Origin of the sequence: Pantoea sp. 9140, assembly GCF_000745295.1 — a bacterium.
GTDB lineage: Bacteria > Pseudomonadota > Gammaproteobacteria > Enterobacterales > Enterobacteriaceae > Pantoea > Pantoea vagans.
The window spans coordinates 1,992,603-2,018,261 of the sequence record NZ_JQNO01000001.1; the positions used below are offsets into that span (position 1 = coordinate 1,992,603).

At 55.5% G+C, this 25,659-nt stretch carries 22 protein-coding genes; 12 read left to right on the top strand and 10 right to left on the bottom strand.

From position 1 onward, the window contains the following. The first annotated feature begins 81 nt into the window (after window positions 1-81). From pabB to FA92_RS09440, 4 genes are all read left to right on the top strand, one after another. A complete protein-coding gene (gene pabB / locus FA92_RS09425) occupies window positions 82-1,461 on the top strand; it encodes an aminodeoxychorismate synthase component 1 (protein ID WP_033783284.1) in 1,380 nt (459 codons plus the stop codon). Next, the gene (locus tag FA92_RS09430; RefSeq protein WP_033783285.1) at window positions 1,445-2,008 is read left to right on the top strand and encodes a CoA pyrophosphatase; all 564 of its coding nucleotides are present in this window, start codon (window positions 1,445-1,447) and stop codon (window positions 2,006-2,008) included. The genes pabB and FA92_RS09430 overlap by 17 nt, the downstream gene beginning before the upstream one ends. A gap of 186 nt (window positions 2,009-2,194) precedes the next feature. Beyond that, the gene (locus FA92_RS09435) at window positions 2,195-3,559 is read left to right on the top strand and encodes an L-serine ammonia-lyase (protein ID WP_033783286.1); all 1,365 of its coding nucleotides are present in this window, start codon (window positions 2,195-2,197) and stop codon (window positions 3,557-3,559) included. Between the two features lie 225 nt (window positions 3,560-3,784). Then, window positions 3,785-5,347 (top strand): cyclic diguanylate phosphodiesterase, encoded by a 1,563-nt coding sequence (locus FA92_RS09440; RefSeq protein WP_033783287.1) that lies wholly within the window; start codon window positions 3,785-3,787, stop codon window positions 5,345-5,347. 136 nt (window positions 5,348-5,483) lie between these two features. Here the strand turns inward: FA92_RS09440 and FA92_RS09445 are convergent, their stop codons facing one another. Beyond that, window positions 5,484-7,076, bottom strand: coding sequence for a TerC family protein (locus FA92_RS09445; RefSeq protein WP_013358097.1), 1,593 nt, complete (start codon window positions 7,074-7,076; stop codon window positions 5,484-5,486). Window positions 7,077-7,580: 504 nt separating this feature from the next. Here FA92_RS09445 and manX point away from each other — a divergent pair. From manX to FA92_RS09465, 4 genes are all read left to right on the top strand, one after another. After that, window positions 7,581-8,543 (top strand): PTS mannose transporter subunit IIAB, encoded by a 963-nt coding sequence (gene manX, locus FA92_RS09450; RefSeq protein WP_033783288.1) that lies wholly within the window; start codon window positions 7,581-7,583, stop codon window positions 8,541-8,543. A gap of 63 nt (window positions 8,544-8,606) precedes the next feature. After that, window positions 8,607-9,407 (top strand): PTS mannose/fructose/sorbose transporter subunit IIC, encoded by an 801-nt coding sequence (locus tag FA92_RS09455; RefSeq protein ID WP_033733019.1) that lies wholly within the window; start codon window positions 8,607-8,609, stop codon window positions 9,405-9,407. 15 nt (window positions 9,408-9,422) lie between these two features. After that, window positions 9,423-10,268 carry a PTS mannose transporter subunit IID gene (locus FA92_RS09460; protein ID WP_033783289.1) on the top strand — a complete coding sequence of 282 codons (846 nt, stop codon included), beginning with the start codon at window positions 9,423-9,425 and terminating at the stop codon, window positions 10,266-10,268. A gap of 91 nt (window positions 10,269-10,359) precedes the next feature. After that, complete coding sequence (locus tag FA92_RS09465; protein ID WP_033783291.1) at window positions 10,360-10,818, top strand: DUF986 family protein; 459 nt, start codon at window positions 10,360-10,362, stop codon at window positions 10,816-10,818. Here FA92_RS09465 and rlmA read toward each other — a convergent pair. The 4 genes from rlmA to FA92_RS09485 form a co-directional block, all read right to left on the bottom strand. Beyond that, window positions 10,815-11,624 (bottom strand): 23S rRNA (guanine(745)-N(1))-methyltransferase, encoded by an 810-nt coding sequence (gene rlmA, locus FA92_RS09470; protein WP_033783292.1) that lies wholly within the window; start codon window positions 11,622-11,624, stop codon window positions 10,815-10,817. The genes FA92_RS09465 and rlmA overlap by 4 nt on opposite strands. A 137-nt stretch (window positions 11,625-11,761) precedes the next feature. Then, window positions 11,762-11,971, bottom strand: a complete 210-nt coding sequence (cspE, locus tag FA92_RS09475; RefSeq protein ID WP_003852684.1) for a transcription antiterminator/RNA stability regulator CspE — start codon at window positions 11,969-11,971, stop codon at window positions 11,762-11,764. Window positions 11,972-12,619: 648 nt separating this feature from the next. After that, window positions 12,620-13,624: an MBL fold metallo-hydrolase gene (locus tag FA92_RS09480; RefSeq protein WP_033783293.1), complete on the bottom strand. Its 1,005-nt coding sequence runs from the start codon at window positions 13,622-13,624 to the stop codon at window positions 12,620-12,622. A gap of 18 nt (window positions 13,625-13,642) precedes the next feature. Next, on the bottom strand, window positions 13,643-13,915 hold the full coding sequence (locus tag FA92_RS09485) for a YebO family protein (protein ID WP_013358106.1): 273 nt from the start codon (window positions 13,913-13,915) through the stop codon (window positions 13,643-13,645). A 212-nt stretch (window positions 13,916-14,127) separates the two neighbouring features. Between FA92_RS09485 and FA92_RS09490 the strand changes: the two genes are divergently transcribed. Next, window positions 14,128-14,364 carry a YobH family protein gene (locus FA92_RS09490; RefSeq protein WP_033732884.1) on the top strand — a complete coding sequence of 79 codons (237 nt, stop codon included), beginning with the start codon at window positions 14,128-14,130 and terminating at the stop codon, window positions 14,362-14,364. Window positions 14,365-14,394: 30 nt separating this feature from the next. Here FA92_RS09490 and kdgR read toward each other — a convergent pair whose 3' ends face one another. Continuing rightward, on the bottom strand, window positions 14,395-15,186 hold the full coding sequence (kdgR, locus tag FA92_RS09495; protein WP_013358108.1) for a DNA-binding transcriptional regulator KdgR: 792 nt from the start codon (window positions 15,184-15,186) through the stop codon (window positions 14,395-14,397). Between the two features lie 186 nt (window positions 15,187-15,372). Here kdgR and FA92_RS09500 point away from each other — a divergent pair, with 186 nt between their 5' ends. After that, complete coding sequence (locus tag FA92_RS09500) at window positions 15,373-16,743, top strand: MFS transporter (RefSeq protein ID WP_033783295.1); 1,371 nt, start codon at window positions 15,373-15,375, stop codon at window positions 16,741-16,743. Between the two features lie 340 nt (window positions 16,744-17,083). Here FA92_RS09500 and htpX read toward each other — a convergent pair whose 3' ends face one another. The 4 genes from htpX to FA92_RS09520 all read right to left on the bottom strand — a co-directional run bounded on the left by htpX (window position 17,084) and on the right by FA92_RS09520 (window position 21,567). Continuing rightward, complete coding sequence (gene htpX / locus FA92_RS09505) at window positions 17,084-17,965, bottom strand: protease HtpX (protein WP_003852678.1); 882 nt, start codon at window positions 17,963-17,965, stop codon at window positions 17,084-17,086. Window positions 17,966-18,209: 244 nt separating this feature from the next. Next, window positions 18,210-20,249, bottom strand: a complete 2,040-nt coding sequence (gene prc / locus FA92_RS09510; protein WP_013358110.1) for a carboxy terminal-processing peptidase — start codon at window positions 20,247-20,249, stop codon at window positions 18,210-18,212. Between the two features lie 19 nt (window positions 20,250-20,268). Then, complete coding sequence (gene proQ, locus FA92_RS09515; protein ID WP_013358111.1) at window positions 20,269-20,970, bottom strand: RNA chaperone ProQ; 702 nt, start codon at window positions 20,968-20,970, stop codon at window positions 20,269-20,271. 96 nt (window positions 20,971-21,066) lie between these two features. Continuing rightward, window positions 21,067-21,567: a GAF domain-containing protein gene (locus tag FA92_RS09520; RefSeq protein WP_013358112.1), complete on the bottom strand. Its 501-nt coding sequence runs from the start codon at window positions 21,565-21,567 to the stop codon at window positions 21,067-21,069. Between the two features lie 214 nt (window positions 21,568-21,781). Between FA92_RS09520 and yebS the strand changes: the two genes are divergently transcribed. Together yebS and FA92_RS09530 are read left to right on the top strand one after the other, a co-directional pair. Further along, entirely contained in the window at window positions 21,782-23,026 is a 1,245-nt protein-coding gene (gene yebS, locus FA92_RS09525; protein ID WP_013358113.1) for a membrane integrity lipid transport subunit YebS, read from the top strand. Beyond that, the gene (locus tag FA92_RS09530; RefSeq protein WP_013358114.1) at window positions 22,995-25,628 is read left to right on the top strand and encodes a PqiB family protein; all 2,634 of its coding nucleotides are present in this window, start codon (window positions 22,995-22,997) and stop codon (window positions 25,626-25,628) included. The genes yebS and FA92_RS09530 overlap by 32 nt, the downstream gene beginning before the upstream one ends. Window positions 25,629-25,659 lie beyond the last annotated feature (31 nt).

Here is a 25,659-nt window from a genome sequence, read left to right on the forward strand (position 1 = left end):
TCCCATGCGGAACTAACAGGTGCCAGTCGGGAAAAAATATGTCAGTCTGACCGCCTCTTTGCCTGCTGATTTGTCTGCCCGATGATTGTTGAAACCCTCACGCTTGATTATACCCCGGATGCGCTGACACAGCGTTTTGCCACCCTTGCCCATCTGCCGTGGGCGATGCTGCTCTCCTCCGCGCAGGCCAGCCACAGCGACAACCGCTTCGATATTCTGACGGCCGATCCCCGCGCCACCCTGGTGACCCGCGGGCCGATCACGACCATCAGCGACGCGACCGGCACGTCCGAATCGGCCGCGGATCCCCTGCTGCTGGTGCAGCAACAATGTGATGCGCTGGGCGTGACGCCTGCGGCCTGCGAAGCGCTACCGTTTCAGGGCGGCGCGCTCGGCCTGTTTGGTTATGATCTGGGCCGCCGGTTTGAGTTGCTGCCCCAAAAAGCCGCAGCCGATCTTACAACCCCGGACATGGCCGTGGGGATCTATGACTGGGCCTTGATTGCCGATCATCATCAGCAAACCCTGACGCTGGTGGCCTTAAATGACGCTCAGGCGCGCGCCGCCTGGCTGGCGCAGTGGCCCGCGCGTGAAGCCGTGCCTTTTTCACTGACCAGCGGCTGGCGTTCTAATCTGAGCTATGCCGATTACGCCGCGCGTTTTGCTGCGGTTCAGGCCTATATTCAGGCCGGTGACTGTTACCAGGTTAACCTGGCGCAGCGTTTTCAGGCCGGTTATCAGGGTGATGAGTGGCAGGCGTTTACTCTGCTTAACGCGGCTAACCGCGCGCCGTTCAGCGCGTTTCTGCGCCTGCCAGAAAGTGCCATCCTCAGCCTGTCGCCGGAGCGCTTTCTGTCGCTGAATCAAAACCAGATTGAAACCCGACCAATTAAAGGCACACGGCCACGCTGTGCCGATCCGATTGCCGATGCGCAACAGGCTGAGGCACTGCGTTATGCGGAGAAAGATCGGGCTGAAAACCTGATGATTGTCGATTTGCTGCGCAACGATATTGGCCGCGTGGCGCTGCCCGGCTCGGTCACGGTGCCGGAACTGTTTGTGGTTGAACCCTTCCCCGCCGTCCATCATCTGGTGAGCACGGTACGGGCGCAGTTGCCTGACACCCTGCAGGCCACCGATCTGCTGCGCGCCTGTTTTCCGGGCGGCTCGATAACCGGTGCGCCCAAAATTCGGGCGATGGAGATTATTGATGAGCTGGAGCCGCAGCGGCGCAATGCCTGGTGCGGCAGTATCGGCTATCTCAGCCTGTGTGGCCGGATGGATACCAGCATCACGATCCGCACACTGATTGCCGAAGGCCAGCAGCTTTACTGTGCCGCGGGTGGCGGGCTGGTGGCAGACAGCGATCCTGAAGCGGAGTATCAGGAAACGCTCGATAAAGTCAGCCGGATTTTACCGGCTCTGGAACAGACAGGAGGTTCAGTTGGCACTGACGCTTGAGGTTTTCCGCAGCCGCTTTCTTCTGCAGCAGCCGGCCCGCAGCACGCAGCGTCTTTCCGGACGTCATGCCGCGGTGCTGGTGCCGATTGTAGCCCGTCATGAACCGGGTCTGTTGCTGACGCAGCGCTCACACGCCCTGCGGAAACACGCCGGCCAGGTCGCCTTTCCCGGCGGCATGCAGGATGACACCGATGCCTCGCTGATCGCCACCGCCCTGCGTGAGGCGCAGGAAGAAGTCGGTATCGATCCACAGCAGGTCGAGATATTAGGCGCGCTGCCCGCCGTCACCAGCAGCACCGGCTTTCAGGTAACACCGGTGCTGGGCATTATTCCGGCCGATCTGCGCTTAACGATTAATCCGGATGAGGTGAGCAGTGCCTTCGAGATGCCGCTGGCTGAGGCACTGCAGCTCAGCCGCTATAGCGCGCTGGAGGTGCATCGGGCGGGTGTACGCCATCCGGTCTGGCTGTCGCGCTATCAGGATTATCTGGTGTGGGGCATGACAGCAGGGATTATCCGTTCACTGAGTACACAGATCGCCTTCTGAGACCTTTCTACTTCTTTTTCTCCCTTCCAGCCCGTCAGCGAGCTGCCGGGCTGAGCTATAATTTTTTCTATCAGTTTTGATAAGTTTATTTCATGCGAAAAGCTGCTCTTTTCCGGTGCATGACCATTACTATGGGCGCCATAAACTGCCCCGGCAGACTGAGAATAAATGTGAGGAGTGTCACCTGTGATTAGTGTTTTCGACATGTTCAAAGTGGGCATTGGCCCCTCGAGTTCGCATACTGTCGGCCCGATGAAAGCGGGTAAACAATTTGTGGATTTGCTCTGCGAACAGGGAAAGCTGCAGGAGGTCACCCGGATCGCCGTGGATGTTTACGGTTCTCTGTCGCTGACCGGCAAAGGGCATCACACGGATATCGCCATTATTATGGGTCTGGCTGGCGAATCGCCGGACACGGTAGATATCGATGCCATTCCCGCATTTATTAAAGATGTTGAACAGCGTGAGCGTCTGCTGCTGGCAAAAGGCGCGCATGAAGTTGATTTCCCGCGCGAAGGCGGCATGGTGTTCCGCAGTGAGAACCTCTCACTGCATGAAAATGGCCTGCGCCTGCTGGCATTTGCGGGCGACCTGCTGATCCTGTCGAAAACCTACTACTCCGTGGGCGGTGGGTTCATTGTGGATGAAGAGCACTTCGGTCAGTCGGCACTGGATGAGGTCTCTGTGCCCTGGCCGTTCCACTCCGCCAAAGATCTGCTGGCGCACTGTCGCGAAACCGGCCTGTCACTGTCGGGCCTGGTGATGAAAAATGAGCTGGCACTGCACAGCCGCGACGAGATTCATGCCTATTTCACCAAAATCTGGCAGACCATGCAGGCCTGTATCGATCGCGGTCTGAATACTGAAGGCGTGTTGCCAGGCCCGCTGCGCGTGCCCCGTCGTGCCGCCTCCCTGCGTCGCCTGCTGACCTCCTCCACCAAGCACTCCAGCGATCCGATGATTGTTATCGACTGGATCAATATGTTTGCGCTGGCGGTCAACGAAGAGAATGCCGCAGGTGGCCGTGTGGTCACGGCGCCGACGAACGGTGCCTGCGGTATCGTGCCTGCGGTGCTGGCTTACTACGATCACTTTATCGAGCCGGTGACGCCCGATATTTTCCTGCGCTATTTCCTCGCCTCGGGCGCCATAGGCGTGCTGTACAAAATGAACGCCTCTATTTCGGGTGCGGAAGTGGGCTGCCAGGGTGAAGTGGGTGTCGCCTGTTCGATGGCGGCGGCCGGTCTGGCAGAGCTGCTGGGGGGTAGCCCGGAACAGGTGTGTGTCGCCGCTGAAATTGGCATGGAGCATAATTTGGGACTGACCTGCGACCCAGTGGCCGGTCAGGTTCAGGTTCCCTGCATTGAACGTAATGCTATCGCCTCGGTTAAAGCCATTAACGCGGCGCGTATGGCACTTCGTCGCACCAGTGAACCTCGCGTCTCGCTGGATAAGGTTATTGAGACCATGTATGAGACCGGCAAGGATATGAACGCGAAATACCGTGAAACTTCCCGTGGCGGTCTGGCGATTAAAGTTCAGTGTGATTAAGCGAAACGTTTAATCGCATAAATAACGTGCAAACGTAATAAAATCCGCATCCTGCGCTATCTCAGCGCAGGTTTAAACGGTAGAGTGTTTTCCGCGCAGCCGTCCGGTCTGCGCAGCTTTCCAGACCCGCTTTTCTGCATTCCGGCCTCAATATTGACCTGGCCGTGCCGATACTAACCCCGTTATTTTTTGCTTTTTTCTGGCTTTTTGGGAAGGTGGATACTGATGTTTATGGCCCAGCAATTTGTTGGACAATTCAGACGCAAGCGTTTGCTGATCGCACTGTCAATCGCCACCGTGGTGCTGATATTAACGCTGGCCTTTCGCTACATCGAAGAGAAGTCACGTATTGAACAGCAGGCGATGGATTTCGCCGACAAAGCGATTATGCGGTTTGACCGGATGTTTTCACCGCTGGAGGTTTCAGCCAATAATACGCTGGGGCTGGTGGGCGTTCCCTGTCAGGACGTGCGTTTTCCGCTCGTCGAAAAAATCTCCTCTCTGCAGACGGTACGTGCCATTCTGCTGGTCGAAAACGACATGCTTTACTGCTCCAGTATTTACGGCCCGCGCACTATCCCTTTCAGCCAGACTTATCCTGACCTTGCCTTCAACAGCCAGCGTATGACCCTCTCAACCGATCAGTATCTGCTGAAAGGCTCGCCGGTTTTACTGCTGTGGACGCCAAAAAGCCTGGATAACCGTTCGGGAATATTGCAGGTCATCAACATTGAAATGATGAGTAACTACCTGCTGGAGCCTCAGTTGCCCTGGGTTGAACGCGCTGTGTTTAATGTTAATGGTGAGAGCCTGGAGTATGGCAATCCGCTGATAGAACCAACGGTGCCGGCAGATGACGAAGTGAGTTACGAGCAGGGTTCGCTGCGCTACCCGTTTACGCTCACCCTCTATGGCCCTTCGCCGACACGGCTGGCGCTGGCGACACTTCCCTCACAGCTGCCGCTGGCGCTGCTGCTGAGCCTGCTGATGGGCTACATTATCTGGCTGGCAACGGCAAATCGCATGAGCCTCAGCTGGCAAATCAGCTATGGCATTACGGCCCGTGAGTTTATGGTCTATTGCCAGCCGCTGATCAACAGCAAAAGCGGCGAGTGTGACGGGATAGAATTGCTGCTACGCTGGCATAACGCCCGCCAGGGCTGGATCGCACCGGATGTCTTTATTCCGCTGGCCGAGCGCCAGAACCTGATCAAGCCGCTGACGCGCTTTGTGCTGAACGAGGTGGTGAGAAAGCTGCCGCAGTTGCCCGATGATCCCGCCTTTCATATCGCCATCAATGTGGCCGCCACTCATTTTCGCGACCGCGCCATTCTGGAAGATCTGCAAAACCTGTGGTGGCCTGCCAGTCCGGTGCCGCAACTGGTGGTGGAACTCACTGAGCGGGATGCCCTGCCGGTCGTCGATCAATCGGTGATTGCACAACTGCACGACATTGGCGTCCGGCTGGCGATTGATGACTTTGGCACCGGTCACAGCTCGCTCTCCTACCTGAAAGATTTGCAGCCAGACGTGCTCAAAATCGACAAGATTTTCACAGCGGCTATCGGTACGGATGCCATTAACGCCACGGTAACGGATATGGTGATTTCGCTGGCACAGCGCCTGAATATCAGTCTGGTAGCCGAAGGGGTAGAAACGGCTGAACAGGCGGATTATCTGCGCGAACGCGGGGTGGATCATCTGCAGGGCTACTATTTTGCCCGCCCGATGCCGCTGGAAGACTTTCCAGCCTGGCTGACGCTGCATCAGGCTGATGCCCGCCGTTAACTGCCGCGTCAGCGCCGCGCCGCCCTGATACGACTCCCCGCACATAAAAAAACAGCCGCGGCGTTTCAGCAGCGGCTGTCAGAGAGATTCAGCGCGGCCGGTGATACCGGCAGCGCCTCGGTAACAACGTGAAGCGTTACCCCTCTTCTTCCTCGTCATGCGGTTTATCTTTGGTGACGCGCACCAGATCGATACGGTAATCCGTCGCTTCGATAATCTGGAAGTGCAGCGGCGTGATATCAATCACCTCGCCGGGAAGCGGTAACTGCCCTTTCTGCTCAATCAGCAGGCCCGCCAGCGAGGCGTGATCTTCTGTTGGATCGACCAACTCATGGAAGTCGAGTAACTGCTGCAGCGAGTGCAGATCGGTTCCGCCTTTCACTAACCAGCCATCGCCATCTGCAACAATATCAGGCGTTTCATCTTCATCCGGGAATTCACCCGCAATCGCTTCCAGCACATCCAGCGGGGTAATCAGACCCTGCACCACGCCAAACTCATTGGTGACGATCACGAAGCTGCCTTTAGCACGACGCAGCACGCCAAGCAGGTTGATCGGATCCAGTGTCTCCGGCACCACAATGGTTGGTGTATTCGCTGCGAAGGTCGCCACATCCACACCCTTCTCCAGCGCCACCAACAGCTCTTTGGCGCGCACCACGCCAACAATTTCATCCAGTTCACCCCGGCAGACCGGGAACAGGCTGTGAGGCGTATCCAGCAGCTGACCGCGAATCTCATCTACCGGACGATTCGCATCAACCCAGGAGATATCACCGCGTGGCGTCATAATGCTGCGAATCGAGCGGGAAGCCAGCGTCAGCACGCCATTAATCATGTAACGCTCTTCATCTTTAAACGCTTCCTGCGGCATCGCTTCCGTCAGCGCCGACTCTTCACTGGTGCTGGTGTTACTGCTGCTATTGCCATTGCTGGCCGTCTGAGCACGGTTACGGCCGCCCATCAGGCGCAGAATCGCCTCTGCGGTGCGCTCACGCATCGGACGATTTGACTGATGGCGAATAAAGTTACGACGTGCAATCTGGTTGAAAAGCTCAATCAGAATCGAGAAGCCAATCGCCGCATAGAGGTAGCCTTTCGGAATATGGAAACCGAAGCCTTCTGCCACCAGCGACAGACCGATCATTAACAGGAAGCTCAGACAGAGCACCACCACGGTCGGATGCGCGTTAACAAAGTTGGTTAACGGTTTAGACGCCAGCAGCATCACACCCATGGCAATCACCACGGCAGTCATCATCACCGGCAGGTGGTTCACCATACCCACGGCGGTAATCACCGCATCCAGTGAGAAGACCGCGTCCAGCACTACAATCTGCAATACCACTGCCCAGAAACTGGCATATCCCCGATTTGCGGAACCATCAAGCTGACGGTTCTCCAGCCTCTCGTGTAGCTCCATGGTCGCTTTAAACAACAGGAAGAAACCACCGAACAGCAGGATTAAATCTCGTCCGGAAAAGCTGAAACCGCCTACGCTGAAGAGAGGCGTGGTCAGCGTGACAATCCAGGAGATCAGCGACAACAGGCCCAGACGCATCACCAGCGCCAGCGACAGGCCAATCAGACGTGCTTTATCACGCTGCTTTGGCGGCAGTTTGTCGGCCAGGATAGCAATAAACACCAGGTTATCGATACCGAGTACGATTTCCAGCACGATAAGCGTCAGTAAACCCGCCCAGATTGAGGGGTCGAATAAAAATTCCATTATTTATGACTCCAGAACAGGGAACAGATCGAGCCGGTGCCTGTCAGCGCAGCGTGACATCCGGGTAGTCGGGAAAGCGGTGAAAACGCCGCGAGGCGAAAGGTGACGCGCCAGCAGGCGCAAAGAACAGATTAAGCGACGTCGGTGACGATCCATAAAGGTGGGCTGAAGCCCGTTACTCCTGAGTAATAAACAGAACGTTAATGTATCAGGTCGGTAAATTGCGTCAAAAAATTTTCTTATTTTTACAATCTGCATAACGGATGATCGGGCGCATAAAAAAGGTAAAGCGCCACCTGACGGGGTGAATAGCTGACAGACATCACATAATTTATTTTTTCGATCACTAAAATAAATCGCGACTTTACCGCCTTGATGAAGTTAACCCCTGTTTTTTCGGCGCTATATCAGAAAGTCGAACGACCGGGTTAAACAGATAATCAAAACATGTCTCAATACAGTTCATTTACTCAGATGAGCATCTCTAGCGAACGGAGGTAGCACGTGACCATTGCGATAGTAATTGGTACACACGGCTGGGCAGCGGAACAACTGCTGAAGACAGCAGAAATGCTGTTAGGCGAGCAGGAGAATATCGGCTGGATAGACTTTGTCCCCGGTGAAAATGCAGAAACGCTGATTGAAAAATATCAGGCACGACTGGCAGAACTGGATACCAGCAAGGGGGTTCTTTTTCTGGTCGATACCTGGGGCGGCAGCCCGTTCAATGCGGCCAGCCGCATTGTTGTCGACAAGCCACTCTATGAGGTCATCGCCGGGGTCAATATTCCGATGCTGGTCGAAACCCTGATGGCGCGCGATGACGATCCCGGATTTGACGAACTGGTCGCCGTGGCGGTGGAGACCGGTCGTGAAGGGGTCAAAGCCCTGAAAGCCAAAGAAGAAGCGCCGGCACCGGCTGCGGTGAAACCGGCCGCTGCAGCACAACCGGCTAAGCCAATGGCGCCTGGTGATCACATGAAGATCGGGCTGGCGCGCATTGACGACCGTCTGATTCATGGACAGGTCGCGACGCGCTGGACTAAAGAGACTAACGTTCAGCGTATTATCGTGGTCAGCGATGAAGTGGCCAACGATCACGTGCGCAAAACCCTGCTGACGCAGGTCGCGCCGCCCGGCGTGACGGCCCATGTGGTGGATGTCGACAAAATGGTGCGGGTGTGGAACAACCCGAAGTATGGTCAGGACCGCGTCATGCTGCTGTTTACCAACCCCACCGATGTCCTGCGTGTAGTTGAACAGGGTGTCGATATTAAAACGGTCAACATCGGCGGGATGGCGTTCCGCCAGGGGAAAACCCAGGTCAATAATGCGGTCTCGGTTGATGAAAAAGATATCGCCGCATTCCGCAAACTCAATGAACGCAATATTGAACTGGAAGTGCGTAAAGTTTCCAGCGATCAAAAACTGAAAATGATGGATCTGATTGCGAAAGTAAACGCGTAACAGAAGCACTTCTGCGCCTGCGTTTCCGGGCTCCTGATTATCCTGCTGAGGACAAGAAGTATGATGGAAATTACCTCGCTACAAATTATTTTGATTTTTATTGTCGCCTGTATTGCCGGTATGGGGTCGATTCTGGATGAGTTCCAGTTTCACCGCCCACTGGTCGCCTGTACGCTGATTGGTATCGTACTGGGTGATATGAAAACCGGTATTATCATCGGCGGTACGCTGGAGATGATTGCACTGGGCTGGATGAACATCGGTGCGGCGGTTGCCCCTGATGCCGCCCTCGCCTCTATCATCTCCACTATCCTGGTCATCGCTGGCGGTCAGAGTGTGGGTGCCGGTATTGCACTGGCGATTCCGCTGGCTGCCGCCGGACAGGTGCTGACCATTATCGTGCGTACACTCACCGTGGCCTTCCAGCATGCGGCTGATAAAGCTGCCGAGAAAGGCAACCTTACGGCCATCTCCTGGATCCATGTCTCTGCCCTGCTGTTACAGGCGATGCGTATCGCCATCCCGGCGCTGATTGTGGCGATTTCGGTCGGCACCAGTGCCGTTCATGCGCTGCTGAGTTCCATTCCTGAAGTCGTCACCAACGGCCTGAATATCGCCGGTGGCATGATTGTGGTGGTCGGTTACGCGATGGTCATCAATATGATGCGCGCAGGCTACCTGATGCCGTTCTTCTACCTCGGCTTCGTTACCGCGGCCTTCACCAACTTCAACCTGGTGGCGCTGGGCGTCATTGGCGTGGTGATGGCGGTGCTCTACATTCAGCTCAGCCCGAAATATAACCGTGTGGCGGGCGCACCCACGGGTGCTGCAACCGCAAACGATCTTGATAACGAACTCGATTAAGGAACAGGTGATCACATGGTTGATATGACGAAAGTTGAAAAGAAACTGACCCCCGGTGATGTCCGCGCCGTCTTTCTGCGCTCTAACCTTTTCCAGGGTTCATGGAACTTTGAGCGTATGCAGGCGCTGGGCTTCTGCTTCTCAATGGTGCCGGTCATCCGCCGTCTCTATCCTGAGAATAACGATGAGCGCAGGCAGGCGATAAAACGTCATCTGGAGTTTTTCAATACCCATCCTTATGTCGCCGCGCCGGTACTGGGCGTTACCATGGCGATGGAAGAGCAGCGTGCCAACGGCGCACCTATCGACGACGGTGCGATTAACGGCCTGAAAGTCGGGCTGATGGGACCGCTGGCCGGTGTTGGCGACCCGATCTTCTGGGGTACGGTACGTCCGGTGTTTGCCGCACTGGGTGCCGGTATTGCCATGAGCGGCAGTCTGCTGGGTCCGCTGCTGTTCTTTGTACTGTTTAACCTGGCACGTCTGCTGACCCGCTACTACGGCGTGGCGTATGGCTATCGCAAAGGGATCGACATCGTCAGCGACATGGGCGGCGGTTTCCTGCAGAAGCTCACTGAGGGCGCCTCGATTCTGGGGCTGTTTGTCATGGGGGCGCTGGTCAACAAGTGGACGCACGTCAACATACCACTGGTGGTGTCGCGCATTACTGACTCAACCGGCAAAACCACCGTCACTACGGTACAGTCAATCCTCGATCAGCTGATGCCAGGCATTGTGCCGCTGCTGCTGACCTTTGGCTGTATGTGGCTGTTACGCCGTAAAGTGAATGCGCTGTGGATTATCGTCGGCTTCTTTGCCATCGGTATCTTTGGTTACTGGATCGGCCTGCTCGGTCTGTAATTTCATCCTGCCGGGAGCCTCTGCTCCCGGCTTTTAAGCGTGGTGAGCTGAGCCACAACTGGCTGAGCTCACCCTGTTTGAGGTAGAAGTGATGTCCTTAACTGACGCGTTGATTGCGTGTTGTATCGCCGCCCTGATGGGATTTGCTGTTTACCATGAGGCGATTCTGCCGCGTCGGCACGGGCCGACCCGCTTACGGGTAACGCTGCGGAGGCAACATAAACTCGATAGCCTGATTTTCATCGGCCTGCTGCTGATTTTGCTGTGGAACAATGTCAGTCATCATGGCCCACAGCTCACCACCTCACTGCTGATGGTGCTGAGTTTTCTGGCGTTCTGGCTCTTCTGGCTGCGCAAACCGATGCTGCTGATGAAAAATGAGGGATTGTTTTACGCCGGTGTCTGGATCGATTACCGGCGGATTCAGGGCATGAATCTTTCTGAGGATGGCATTCTGGTGATTCAGCTGGAGCAACGCCGTCTGCTGATTGCCGTGCAGCAACTCGACGACCTGGAGCGCATCTACACTACGCTGGTCGAGGCGCGCTAGTCGCGCTGCCACATTGTCAGGGTAAAATCAGCATCGCAGCTGAACTGCTCACTCTGCTGCAGCGTTTGCCAGACGTCTTCACGCGCCCGCCAGGCAAAGGGCGTCATCTGCAGAAGTGTCGTCGCGGCTGCGCCGGTTAATGCCATCGGATAACGCAGGGCATGCTGCGCTACCTGCCGGAAGCCAGGATAATCTTTCTGTTCCGGCACATGTAGCTGCACTTCGCGGTAAATCAGCGCTTTGAACTGCTGCAGATGATGCGGGCCTGGCGTGACCGTCAGCACCATGCCACCCGGCTTCAGCACGCGAGCCAGTTCTGCTTCATTGCAGGGTGCGTAGATGCGTACAATCGCATCCAGGGACTGATCGGCAAAGGGTAAGCGCTGACTGGAAGCCACGCAGAAACGTACTGCAGGATAGCGCTTAGCCGCCAGCCGGATGGCCATTCTGGCAACATCCAGGCCATAAATCTCAGCGTCTCCGTCCGCCGCCTCCGCCAGTGCGGCGGTGTAGTACCCTTCACCGCAGCCGATATCCAGGATTTTGCACTCCGGCTGATTCAGCACCGGCGCAAGCAGGCTGACTACCTGCTCACGTAGCGGCTGATAATAGCCTGCCTCAAGAAATTCCCGTCGTGCCTGCATCATCTCTGCACTGTCACCCGGTTCACGCGATCGTTTATGCTGAACGGGCAGCAGATTGACATACCCTTCTTTCGCCTGATCGAACTGATGGCGGTTTTCACAGCACCAGCTGCGGTCGGTGAGGGTCAGTGGAGAGTGACAAAGAGGGCAAATCAGGGACATAGGGTGCTCCGGCATCAGATAACGCGGCGCAGTGTAACCTTAACGTTTACGCATCGGAAGCATAAAGAAAGCCCCGACTGAAGAGCCAGGGCTTTAAGATTCCATGTCAGGGTGCATTGCACCGAGGTGGAGTCGAATCAGATAGCAGTGACGTTAACAGCTGCAGGGCCTTTCTGGCCGTCCTGAATTTCGAACTCAACGCTCTGGCCTTCAGCCAGGGTTTTAAAACCGTTGCCCTGAATAGCAGAGAAGTGTACGAACACATCTTTGCTGCCGTCAGCAGGAGTGATAAAACCAAAACCTTTAGACTCGTTGAACCACTTAACCTGACCTTTAATCTTTGCCATTTTGCAAATTCCTTTAGATGTTTATTTAGCCCGAAGGCTGTCTTACAGAAAAACCAGAGACATTACTGCATGAGGCACTAATTAAGGTTCGGCAAGGAAGCGGTATTCAACGTCAACGTCTTTACTCGTACTTCTTTACTGAAGATGCCATGCATAAACAGAACTGTACCTCGTTTAACCCACGAATTGTTATCACATATCCCAAAAATAATGGCAAGCCATTTTTAAAGCCCTGGCGCGCCTGCGCACATATTTGCCAGAAGGCTCACATTGCCTGTTCCGTGGGGTTTACAACTGCACCTGCGAATAAAGTACGCGGGCAGCCAGCGCCCTCTCCTGCCTGTGTTGCCAGGCTTAACCTGATGGAGACCATAAGAAATTAATATTTCACAAATATGGCAATGGCGAAATGAATAAGCGAAACGGTAACCGTGGCAGATATCAAAGATCGGGCGTCAATCCTGTACAGCGACTTTTATTTCGTACAAATAACGCTTTTTTTGCACCAAAATCAGGAGCCAGCCATTAGCCTTGCTCCAAATAAAAGCAACGATGCGGATTTTACTTATTAGGAATTTAACTTTCGATTTGAAAAATTGACGTCTGATAAAAAACCTCCGGCTTGTATTTATACCGGAGGCTTTAGGATTATTCCTGGCTGCAATTATTCAGACTGCGACCTTCGCCTATTCGCCAGGGGGCGAAGCGGCCGTTATGTTCGTCTGCCCGCTGTAGCGCATTCGCCAGCTCCTGGGGTGGCGCATCCAGCGACTCATCGGCCAGCTCAAACACGCCCCAGTGAATAGGCAGCGTCAATGGCCTGCCTGCCGCCTGCCATAACGCCACCGCCTGATCGGGATCCATATGCTGGCTTGCCATGAACCATTTAGGTGCATACGCGCCAATCGGCAACGCAGCCACGCTGAACGGGCCAAGCCGGGCCGGAATCTCCAGCAGGCTATCGCTATAGCCACTGTCGCCCGAAAACCAGAAACGCAGGGAGGCAGAGCGCACGACCCAGCCGCACCAGAGCGAACGGTTGCGATCGCGTGGGGTTCGCATACTCCAGTGACGGGCTGGCACCGCATCAAAACAGAGGTCGCCGAGCGTTACCTGCTGCCACCAGTCGATCTGGTGCACCTGTTTCACGCCCTGCGCTCTGCACCATTTCGCCAGTCCCAGCGGCACAATAAAGGTCGCCTGCGGAAAATGCCGGATAATCGCTTTAACCGTCGGTTTATCCAGATGATCGTAATGGTTGTGTGAAATCAGCACGACATCAAGCTGCGGCAGATCAGCGATGCTGATGGGCGCGGGCGTTTTACGCTGTGGCCCCGCAAACGCCAGCGGTGAGGCGCGTGGTGAGAGCGCCGGATCGATCAGGATATAGTGTCCATTGAGCCGTAACAGGACGGCAGCATGTCCCAGCCACCAGATACGATCGTCACTGCCGCTGATATCCGCGGGCTGCCACCATTGCCTCGTGAACGCCGCATAGCCCTGCTCTGGCGGTATTGGTAGCCCCTGTGCTTTGCGCTCCCTGCGCCAGCGTTTCAGGTCACCCGGCCTGCGCTGTTCCGGTTCAGGATTACGGAATCCCTCTGGCGTGTGATGCGCTTTGCTGCTGTCATACCACGGATTTTTCCAGGCCATTCCGTCTCTCTGCTGTGATTAACGTTCCGGGATTAACCGGATAAAGTCGCGCTTCTCCCGATCGTCATCGGTTTTTGTATTTTCTGCCCCAGGCTGCATCTCAATCAGGCGGCGCAGCAGCTGATTCTGTTTCTTCTGCTCTTCCAGTAAGGATTCCAGTAAGCGGATTTGCTCACCGGCGCGCACGCTGGCCCGGTTAACAAAGAACCAGGCGATAAACGCCACAATCAAAATAATGACCAGCAGCCCATAGCTGACCAGGGGGCCCGGATTTGCGGCTAACTCATTCATAACTGCCTCGTAAAACTCAGTGGAAACGCCAGAACATGGCAACCGCCTATTCTACCTGTAGCCATCGCAAAAGATAATGGGGGAGACAGCAATGCAGAATTTGCCGTTTCAGTTATCTCTGATCGATCCCACCAGAAAAGCGAGGCATGCTGATATCATCATAACCGGCAGCACCAGGTGGCGCGCTGAGTTATCTTTCACAAGGAGACACAATGAAACTGTTTATTCGCACAATAGGCTTGCTGGCGGTGATCTGGCTGGCAATGCTGCTTACCGGCTATGGCGTGTTAACCGGTAGCACTAAAAATGCTGCCGGACTTGGCCTGCAGTGCAGCTATCTTACCGCTCGCGGCGTCATCAGCGCGCAGTATCTGCATACCGACAGTGGCGTGGTGGGCGTGACGGATTGTCCGTTGCTGAAGAAAAGCGGAGAAGTGATCGATAACTAGTGATAAAGCGGGCCGGATGGCCCGCTTTATTCAGAATGGGTAGTCGTGATAGCCCATTTCTGCTGAAAGCGTACGTGCCGCCCGATGCAGCATCGCCACATAATCCTGGCGGGCATCTTCCGAAAAGCGAATGGTGGGAAACGAGATGCTGAGTCCCGCAATCACCACGCCAAACCGATCAAACACCGGCACGGCAAGGCAGCGTAATCCCTCTTCCTGCTCTTCATTATCTTCGCCGTAACCCTGCGCTTTGACCTGATCCAGCGTCGTAATCAGCGCCTCGGCGCTCAGCAGCGTATTGGCCGTGCTGCGTTTGAACTCCACATCCCGCAGAATTTCCTCAACATCGCTGCGATCACGCCAGGCGAGCAGGACTTTACCAATCGCGGTGGTATGCAGCGGGTTGCGACGGCCAATGCGCGAATACATGCGCAGATTGTAAAGTGAGTCGATTTTATGAATGTAGACAATGCTGTCCTCTTCCAGTGCCCCCAGGTGAATCGTCTCTTTGGTCAGACGCGACAGCTCACGCATCTGCACATCCGCGCTGCGGATTAAATCGACGTTCTGTAGCGCTTTGGCACCCAGTTCAAACAGCTTCAGCGTCAGTGAGTACTTCTCGCTTTCACCTTCCTGCGTGACATAGCCCAGCGACTTCATAGTCTGCAGAAAACGGTAGACAGTACTTTTTGACATCATCACGCGCTGCGCAAGCTCGGTTATACCGTGATCGCGCTCTTCACCCAGCGCCTGCAGAATGCCGAACACTTTAAGTACCGAAGAGACGGAATCGGGCTGTTTATCATTTTCAGCAGAGGACATCACGCACCTTATTAGCCTGTTTCAAAAAAAATGGAACGGACTGTCAGTATAGATTGAGGCACAGGATGGCAGCAATGCTTTAACCATTAAGTCATATTTTAAGACAGTTTTTTATCCATCTGATCGCTGCATTTCAGCGCTGATTTCATTAGCATGATGATATTCACCCTCTTTAGTAATTAACTTATGACACTCTCTCCTCCTCAGGATGGATTACCGACGCGTCAGCGCTATATGGCTATCGTCACTATTGCGCTGGGCCTGACCATGGCGGTATTAGACGGCGCGATTGCCAACGTCGCGCTGCCGACTATTTCGCGTGAACTGAATGCCAGCCCGGCGCAGTCCATCTGGATTGTGAATGCCTATCAGATTGCGATTATCGTCTCGCTGCTGTCACTTTCGTTTCTGGGCGACATGCTGGGTTATCGCCGCGTCTATCAGGCTGGCCTGGCACTGTTTATTGCGACCTCACTGTTCTGCGCCTTTTCGACCACCCTAACCATGCTGACTTTTGCCCGCGTGCTGCAGGGGTTGGGCGGCGCGGCGCTGATGAGTGTGAATACCGCGCTGATACGCATTATCTATCCGCAGCGTTATCTGGGACGCGGCATGGCGATCAACTCGCTGGTGGTGGCCGTATCAACCGCGGCTGGCCCGACGGTAGCTGCAGCGATACTCTCGGTAGCCAGCTGGAAATGGCTGTTTCTGATTAACGTCCCGCTGGGGGGTATTGCCCTCTGGCTGGCGCTGCGAACCCTGCCTGATAACCCGCAGAAAGCCACAACACAGAAATTCGATGTGCCCAGTGCGATCATGAATGCCCTGTTCTTTGGCCTGATCATCTCCGCTCTGAGCGGCTTTGCCCAGGGACAGAGTCATCTGCTGGTGCTCTCCGAGGTCGTTGCGCTGCTGGTCATCGGCTGGTTCTTTATTCGTCGTCAGCTCAATATGGCAGTGCCGCTGCTGCCGGTTGATCTGCTGCGTATCCCGATATTCAGTCTGTCGATGGGAACGTCGGTCTGTTCGTTCTGCGCCCAGATGCTGGCGATGGTCTCACTGCCCTTCTTTCTGCAGAACGTCCTGCAGCGTAATGAGGTGGCAACCGGTCTGTTGCTGACGCCCTGGCCGCTGGCAACGATGGTATTTGCGCCGATTGCCGGCCGTCTGATTGAGCGGGTGCATGCCGGGTTGTTAGGGGGAATCGGACTGGCGATGTTTGCGCTGGGACTGTTCCTGCTCGCCTGGCTGCCGGTAAATCCGGGTGATGGCGATATTATCTGGCGCATGATGCTGTGCGGTGCCGGTTTCGGGCTGTTCCAGTCACCCAACAACCACACGATTGTCACCTCCGCGCCACGTAATCGCAGTGGCGGAGCCAGCGGCATGCTGGGTACTGCGCGTCTTCTGGGGCAGAGTATGGGTGCCGCGCTGGTCGCACTGATGTTTAATCTGTTTGATGAACGTGGGACGCACGTTTCGCTGCTGCTTGCAGGGAGCTTTGCCGCCGTGGCGGCGCTGGTGAGCGTGTCGCGCATGACGCAGACCCGGGCCTGATAGCATTAAAAAAAGGCGAACTCATGACAGAATGTGACCCGATTCACTGTATGGTCGAGCCTGCACAGGGAACCCTGTCAGATCGGAAAGACTACTGTCATCCATGACGGTCGGCCCGCACCATTGCGCACCTCATCCCTGAGGTGCGACCATAAACGGTCCAACGCTTTGCGTTGTTTAAAAACGCTCCCGGCGTTTTTGTCCAGGCGTCGGGACGCTTTCCTCCTCTGCCAGGGTTCCCTCCTCGTTCAGCTAAGATATTGCTGTCAGATTCAATCTGATGCTGATTGCTAAAACAGAAAAGGCGACCCGGGGGTCGCCTTGTTTGCTCTGCTTAGCGCTACTTCAGATACTGACCGCTGCGCAGTGCTTCAATACGCTTGTCTAACGGCGGGTGAGACATGAACAGCTCGCTGAACGATTTGCCCTTACCGTTGATACAGAACGCCATCATGCTGCTCGGCTCCTGTGGTTCGTAGCTGGTTTTCAGACGCTGCAACGCCGCAATCATCTTCTCACGACCGACCAGCTTCGCTGAACCGGCATCGGCGTGGAACTCACGATGACGGGAGAACCACATGGTGATGATGCTGGCGAGAATACCAAACACCAGTTCCAGCACCATCGACACCGCAAAGTAAACCAGCGGATTACCGTTGCTGCTCTCCTCACCATCACGGTTGCCGGACATAAAGCCCGCCGCAATCTGCGCCAGAATACGTGAAACGAAAATCACGAAGGTGTTCACCACACCCTGAATCAGCGTCATGGTGATCATGTCACCGTTAGCGATGTGCGACACTTCGTGAGCCAGCACCGCTTCCGCCTCATCACGGCTCATGTTCTGCAGCAGACCGGTTGAGACAGCCACCAGTGAGGCGTTACGACGCGCGCCGGTCGCAAAGGCATTGATATCAGGTGCGTGATAGATCGCGACCTGTGGCATCGCAATACCCGCCTGCTGGGCCTGACGGCCAATGGTATCCACCAGCCAGCGCTCAGTTTCATTGCGTGGCTGTTCAATCACTTCACCGCCAACCGAACGCAGCGCCATCCACTTCGACATCAGCAGTGAAACAAACGCACCGCCGAAGCCAAACAGGCCTGCCATGATCATCAGGCCCTGAACACTGCTTGACTGGATCCCTGTCAGGCTGAGAATCAGCCCGAATACCAACATCACAGCCAGGTTGGTCATCAGGAAAAGAGCAATACGCATCATTTTTGTTAATCTTCCTCAGTAGTTCACGCGCCTATACGCGGATACATATCCTATGAGCATTGTGCGGCTTTTCAAGCGACCTTAACGTTTAAGTGCCTAAAAAGACATAACTTTACATTCTGACATGTCTGCCGGGCGGCATGGCCTGCAGACGGGTTCACCATCGCTAATCATTGGTTACCGGAAACTTTTCCGGGGGCAAAAAAAAGCACCGCAGAGCGGTGCTTTTTCTGACAACAGCGGATTATTTCGCTGCTGGCGCGTCTGGCTGGGATTTCTCCAGTTGCGCAAGATCGTTAGCGATCTTCACCGTCTCATCAAGATACGGATCCGGCTCTTTATAATCTTTCGGCAACTCATCCAGGTTCTTCAGCGGTTTTTTGCCTTCGGCCTGATAGCGCGCATTGATTCGTTCCAGACGTGACGCATCATCTTCGTGGTTCTCTTTCTCGCGCTGAGCAAGATTAAGTGACACGATGTTGCGCTTATCTTTCAGGGCATTGTAACGGGCAATGTCCTTCATGATGTACTGGAACTCGCGATCCTGAGCGATACGGTCAGCATGCTGCTTCGTCAGCTGCGCGACCAGCGGTTTAACATCACCGGTTTTGGTATAGGTGGCCGCTTTGATGCTGTCCCATGGCAGGGCGTTATCTTCAAATTTCTCACCGGTTTCAGCCGCTTCAACGCCGGTTGGCATCAGCAGATCCGGCGTGACGCCTTTACGCTGTGTACTGCCGCCGTTAATGCGATAGAACTTCTGGATGGTGTAAGAAACGGAGCCTAACGCTGGCCACTCCGGACGTAGCATCTGATCGTAGATGCGGTTCAGCGAGCGATATTGCTGAACGGTGCCTTTACCAAAGGTTGGCTCGCCGACAATCACTGCACGACCGTAATCCTGCATCGCGGCAGCAAAGATCTCAGAGGCGGAGGCGCTGAAGCGATCGACCAGTACCACCAGCGGACCTTTGTAGTAGACCACGCCGTCGTTATCGCTGTCTTCACGCACCCGACCATTGTTATCGCGAACCTGCACCACCGGACCACTCGGAATAAACAGGCCGGAAAGCGAGACCGCTTCGGTCAGCGCGCCGCCGCCGTTGGTACGCAGATCGATCACCACGCTATCGACGTTCTGTTTCTGCAGTTTCTGCAGCTGAACTTTCACGTCGTCGGTGAGACCGACATAGAAGCCAGGAATATCAAGCACGCCTACTTTCTGCTTGCCGACATTTTTGATGGTCAGTTTAACCGCGCGATCTTCCAGACGGATTTTCTCACGCGTCAGCGTCACAGTTCGGGTTTTGGTGCCCTTACCGGCGGGCAGAACTTCCAGGCGCACTTTGCTGCCCTTGGGTCCTTTGATTTTTGCCACGACATCATCCAGACGCCAGCCGATAACATCTTCCATCGGCTTGCCTGGCTGACCGACACCCACGATGCGATCGCCCACGGTGATGGCTTTACTTTTCGCTGCCGGACCGCCTGCGACCATCGAGTTGATCACGGTGTAGTCGTCATCCATCTGCAGTACCGCGCCGATGCCTTCCAGTGACAGGCTCATCTCGGTATTGAACTGCTCGGTGTTACGCGGCGACAGATAGCTGGTGTGCGGATCGATTTCGCGGGCGAAAGCGTTCATCACCAGCTGGAAAACGTCTTCACCGTTGCTCTGGGCCAGACGACGGATCGCGAAGTTATAACGCTTGGTCAGAACGTCGCGGATCTCGTTATCGTCTTTGCCTGCCAGCTTCAGACTCAGCTGGTCATATTTAACCTTGGCATCCCAGAGCGCGTTCAGTTCAGCCTGATCTTTCGGCCAGGGCGCTTTGGCGCGGTCAATGTCGATGGTGTCATTGCCGCTGAAATTCATCGGACGCGCCAGCACCGTCAGCGCATACTGATAGCGCTCAAAACGGCGTTTCTGCGCCAGATTATAAATATCGTAAAAGAGATCCAGCTTGCCACTGCGCAGCTCATCGCCGACGGTGGTTTTTTTGCTGGCAAACTGCGCCACATCTGACGCCAGCAGCACATTGTGGCTGTAGTCGAGCATGTTCAGGTAGCGATCAAAAATTTTCGCGGAAAAGTTCTGATCCAGATCGAACTGGCGGTAATGAGAACGAGTAAAGCGCGACGTGACGCGCTCACTGACCGTCGGATCCTGCGGGTCTTCGTGAAGCTGGGGAATCTGATCGGCGCGGGTAATATTCTCTGCGCCGAAGGTTGGGCCTGCTAAGAGCAGGCCCGCAATAAGTCCAACTTTAAAAAGGGTGTTCATGCCGGGGTTAGCCTCCGTTTCAGAACTGCAAGTGTTCTGCGCGCACAATCATTGCCATGCCGGAAGCGAGCTGGACCCGAACGCCGTCTTTTGATACTTCAAGAACGGTAGCGTCCATCGCACTTTTGCCTGCTTTAACTTTAATACTCTGGCCGGGTTGCAAAGTTGAGGTATCAGTGATGGGTCGGGCTTCCTGCTCCGGACGTGGGGCTGGCTTGCGATGCTGTGAGGCGGTCGCACGCGGAGCAGTCGTCTGCGGACGGGGTTTACGCGCAGCATCGGCTTCTGCAGGCTTACGTGGCGCGGGCTTGCGTGGACGACGCGGTGCGGCGCCCTCTTCGCTTTCGCCTGCTTCACGGCGTGCAGCACGCTGCTGGTCACGCTGCGCCTGAACGCGCGCTTTGGCTTCTTCCAGCTGCTTGCGGGCATGCTCAACATGCTGCTCATCCAGCACGCCACAGGCGTTGCCGTCAAGATCGACACGAATCGCACCGGCTTTGATGCCGTACAGATAACGCCAGCTTGACGTATAAAGACGCAGCGCGGAACGCAGCTGTGTTTTGCTCAGACCCATTTCGCCCTGAACACGCTCGACCAGATCCTGAAAGATACCGATTTTGAGCGGACGCGCTTCACCTTCAGCGCTAAAGCAGTGCGGAAAGCGCTCCGCCAGAAAAGTGATGACTTCTTTACTGCTATTCAACTTAGGTTGATTTTCCATGAAATTTCCTGATTACAACGGGTTTGCCGACCAGCGCAGGCATGAACAGGCGACATTATAATGACAACATCGCTAAATGCCATGTGATCCAGTCGATTAGCTGCGCGTCAGCTGCAGATATTTTTCTAAGTCGCTGTTCGCAAGCACTTCACAAAGCCCATCGGTCAGTGTGACCAGTCCCGCTTCGTCGTCGCTGTCAAAGCGATTGTACTCCACGCTGTCGATGTCCAGCACCCCAACCACAGTGCCATTCACTTTCAGAGGAATCACAATCTCAGCATTGCTGGCAGCATCGCAGGCAATGTGGCCCGGGAAGGCATGCACATCATCTACGCGTTGCACTTTTTCTTCTGCCAGCGCCGTGCCACACACACCTTTACCGACCGGAATACGCACACAGGCGATTTTGCCCTGGAACGGGCCCAGCACCAGCGTATCGGCTTCCGTCAGCAGGTAGAAACCTGCCCAGTTCACGCCATCGAGACGTTCGTACAGCAGCGCGCTAAAGTTTCCCATCGCGGCGAGGAACGCCGTTTCTCCCGCCAGCAAGGCGCGCATATCGCGATTCAAATCGGCGTAAAAGGCAGTTTTGTTCATTATTTAACCGTTACCAATGACATCTGAACGGGGCAAAAGAAACCGTTCGTTAAAAATAAGTTTTAAATATCCAGAGCCACAAGGTGAATCATAGCGTTAGTTGCTATACCCTTAGCATTCTGTGGATCGAAGCGTGATGCCCGAGACAGGCACACAGACAATGTCTTAATGACCGATATCTGTTCCCTCTGAAGAGCGAAAATTGCATCACCCTATGAAAATTCACGCTATCAGCCAGACATTGCCTCACGCACGTTATCAGCGTTGCCCGCAATGCGATACCCTTTTTTCCTTACCGGATGTGAAAACGCATCAGTCGGCACACTGCCCGCGCTGCAACGCTGAGATTCTCAGTGGACGCGACTGGCCAATGACCCGACTGATGGCCATGGCCGCCACCATGATCGTGTTAATGCCCTTCGCCTTTTCCCTGCCGCTGGTGGATATCCGGCTGCTGGGTATGCGCATCAATGCCAGCGTACTGGAAGGGGTGATTCAGATGACCCAGCAGGGTGATGTGCTGACCGCTTCGATGGTGGCGTTCTGCACTATTGGCGCGCCGGTAACGCTGGTGGCCGGCATCTGTTATCTCGGTATCGGTCATCGTCTGGGCATGAACCTGCGGCCCGTATTGATCATGCTGGAGAAGCTCAAAGAGTGGGTGATGCTCGACATCTATCTGATCGGCATCGCCGTGGCATCCATCAAAGTGCAGGACTATGCTTCGCTGGAGATTGGCTATGGGCTGGCGGCTTACATTGCCCTGACGGTGCTGAGCGTGCTGACCATGATCCATCTGAATATGGAGCAGCTGTGGGAGCATTTCTATCCGCAAAGCCCCGGCAATATGGCCCGTGACGACATGCAGGTCTGCCTCAACTGTCACAACACCGGCCTACCTGACGAACGGGGGCGCTGCCCGCGCTGCCACACGCCGCTCGACTTCCGACGCCGCCACAGCCTGCAGAAATCCTGGGCCGCGCTCATCGCGTCGATCGTGCTGCTGATACCCGCGAACCTGATGCCCATTTCCGTGGTTTACCTCAACGGTTCCCGGCGCGAGGACACCATCTTCTCCGGCATCCTGGGGCTGGGTGAAGGCAACATTCCGGTGGCAGCGATTGTGTTTATCGCCAGTATTCTGGTGCCCTTTACCAAAGTACTGGTCATGCTGACCCTGCTGCTCAGCATTCATTTCCGCTGTGAACAGGGACTGAGAACCCGCATCCGGTTGCTGCGTTTTGTGACCTGGGTTGGCCGCTGGTCCATGCTCGATCTGTTTGTCATTTCATTAACCATGTCGCTGGTCAATCGTGATCAGCTGCTGGCTTTTACCATGGGACCGGCTGCGCTGTTTTTTGGCGCGGCCGTCATCCTGACCATTATGTCTGTTGAGTGGCTGGACAGCCGCCTGCTCTGGGATGCACATGCAACAGGAAACGCCGACTACACCGACTAACGCAACGCTGCGTAATAAGCGAAAAATTTCGCCCTTCTGGCTGCTGCCAGTCATTGCGATGCTGATCGCCTGCTGGCTGCTCTGGACCAATTATCAGGAGCGAGGCACCACTATCACCATCAATTTCCAGACGGCGGATGGTATCGTGCCGGGTCGTACCCCGATCCGTTATCAGGGCGTGGAAGTGGGCACCGTACAGGGCATTAATCTCAGCGACGATTATCGCAGCATCCAGATTAAAGCCAGCATCAAAAGCGACATGCGCGACGCGCTGCGTGAGGATACCCAGTTCTGGCTGGTGACGCCCAAAGCCTCACTGGCGGGCGTCTCGGGTCTGGATGCGCTGGTCGGCGGTAACTACATCGGGATGATGCCAGGTAAAGGTAAACCCAGCGAGGCGTTTACCGCGCTGGATACGCAACCGAAATATCGGGTCAATACCGGCGAGCTGATGATCCATCTGCATGCGCCCGATCTCGGCTCACTCAACACTGGCTCGCTGGTCTACTACCGCAAAATTCCGGTTGGCCGGGTCTATGACTACAGCATTGATAATAAAGCCGATGGCGTGGCAATTGATGTGCTGATTGACCGTCGCTTTATCAATCTGGTGAAGACCAACAGCCGCTTCTGGAACGTGTCAGGCGTCAATGCCGACGTCAGCCTGAGCGGGGCTAAAGTCCAGCTGGAGAGTCTGGCGGCGCTGGTCAATGGCGCGATTGCGTTTGACTCACCGCAGGGGGCCGAAACCGCCAAAGCGGAGCAGAACTACCGGCTCTATCCCGATCTGGCGCACAGCCAGCGCGGCGTACAGATCACGCTTGACCTGCCCAACGGTAAAAATCTCAAGGCCGGCAGCACGCCGCTGATGTACCAGGGCCTGGAGGTCGGTACGCTGACTAAACTGAATCTGCTGGATGGCGGCAAGGTGACCGGCGAGCTGACGATTGATCCTTCTGTAGTTGGCCTGATGCGCAGCGGCACCCGCATCGAGATGCACAGCCCTAAAATCAGCCTGACCGATACCAGCCTCAGCGCACTGCTGACCGGCAATACGCTGGAACTGGTGCCGGGTGAAGGCGAACCGCAGCAGCACTACACCGTGCTGGCGTCCAATGAGACTCTGCTGCAGAAACCCAACGTGCTGACGGTAAAACTCAGCGCACCGGAGAGCTACGGCATCGATCAGGGCCAGCCGCTGATGCTGCACGGTATGCAGATTGGTCAGGTGATGTCGCGTTCGCTGGATGAAAATGGCGTCAATTTCGTTGTCGCGGTCAATCCTGAAAACCGCAATCTGGTGCATGGCGACAGCAAATTTATCGTCAACAGTCGCCTCGATGTGAAGTTCGGCCTTGATGGCATGCAGGTATTAGGTGCCAGCGCCCGCGAGTGGGTGGATGGTGGCATCCGGCTGGAGCCGGGCAAAAAAGGCGAGCCGAAAACGGCCTATCCGCTGTTTGCTGATGCGGAAAAAGCGGACGAAGGCATTACCGGCGATGGCCCGTCCACGACGCTGATGCTGACCGCCAACAGCCTGCCTGACGTACAGGCCGGTTCGGTCGTGCTTTACCGTAAATTCCAGGTCGGTGAGATTGTCAAAGTGACGCCGCGCGCTGACGCTTTTGATATCGCGGTGCACATTCAGCCGGAATATCGCAAGCTGCTGACCAGCGAAAGCGTGTTCTGGGCTGAGGGTGGCGCACGCGTCAGCCTGAACGGCAGCGGCCTGACGGTGCAGGCCTCGCCGCTTAACCGTGCGCTGAAAGGCGCAATCAGTTTCGACAATATGAGTGGTGCGCAGTCGGTCAAAGGGGCTAAACGCATGCTCTACTCCTCTGAAACCGCTGCCCGCGCGGTGGGTAGTCAGATTACGCTGCACACCTATGACGCCAGCAAACTCTCTGCCGGAATGCCGATTCGTTATCTCGGTATCAACGTCGGACAGGTAGAATCTCTGTCGTTAAGCAAAGATAACAATCAGGTCGTGGCGAAAGCCGTACTTTACCCTGAGTATGTGAATGATTTTGCCCGCCTCGGCAGCCGTTTCTCAGTGGTTTCACCGGAGATTTCCGCTACCGGCGTGAATCATCTGGAGACCCTGTTACAGCCGTACGTCAACGTTGATCCGGGCAAAGGCGGTGCCGCACGCACCTTTGAATTGCAGGAGAGCACCATTACCGATTCGCGCTACCTGAATGGCCTGAACATTTATGTTGATGCCACCGAGGCAGGTTCCCTGTCGCTGGGTACGCCGGTGCTGTTCCGGGGTGTGGAAGTGGGTACCGTCACCGGCACGTCACTGGGGAATATGGCGGACCGCGTGCAGATCGCCCTGCGCATCAGTAAGAAGTATCAGCATCTGGTGCGGAACAATTCGGTGTTCTGGCTGGCGTCCGGCTACAACCTCGACTTCGGTCTGGTGGGCGGCGTGGTGAAAACCGGGACCTTCCAGCAGTTTATTCGCGGTGGCATTCAGTTTGCGACGCCACCGACGGTGCCGCTGGCACCGCAGGCCAACCCGGATAAACACTTCCTGCTGCAGGATGAAGCGCCGAAAGAGTGGCGTAACTGGGGAACGGCGATTCCGTCTCCGCGTTAATTTACTCTGAACGGGCAGCCTGGCTGCCCGT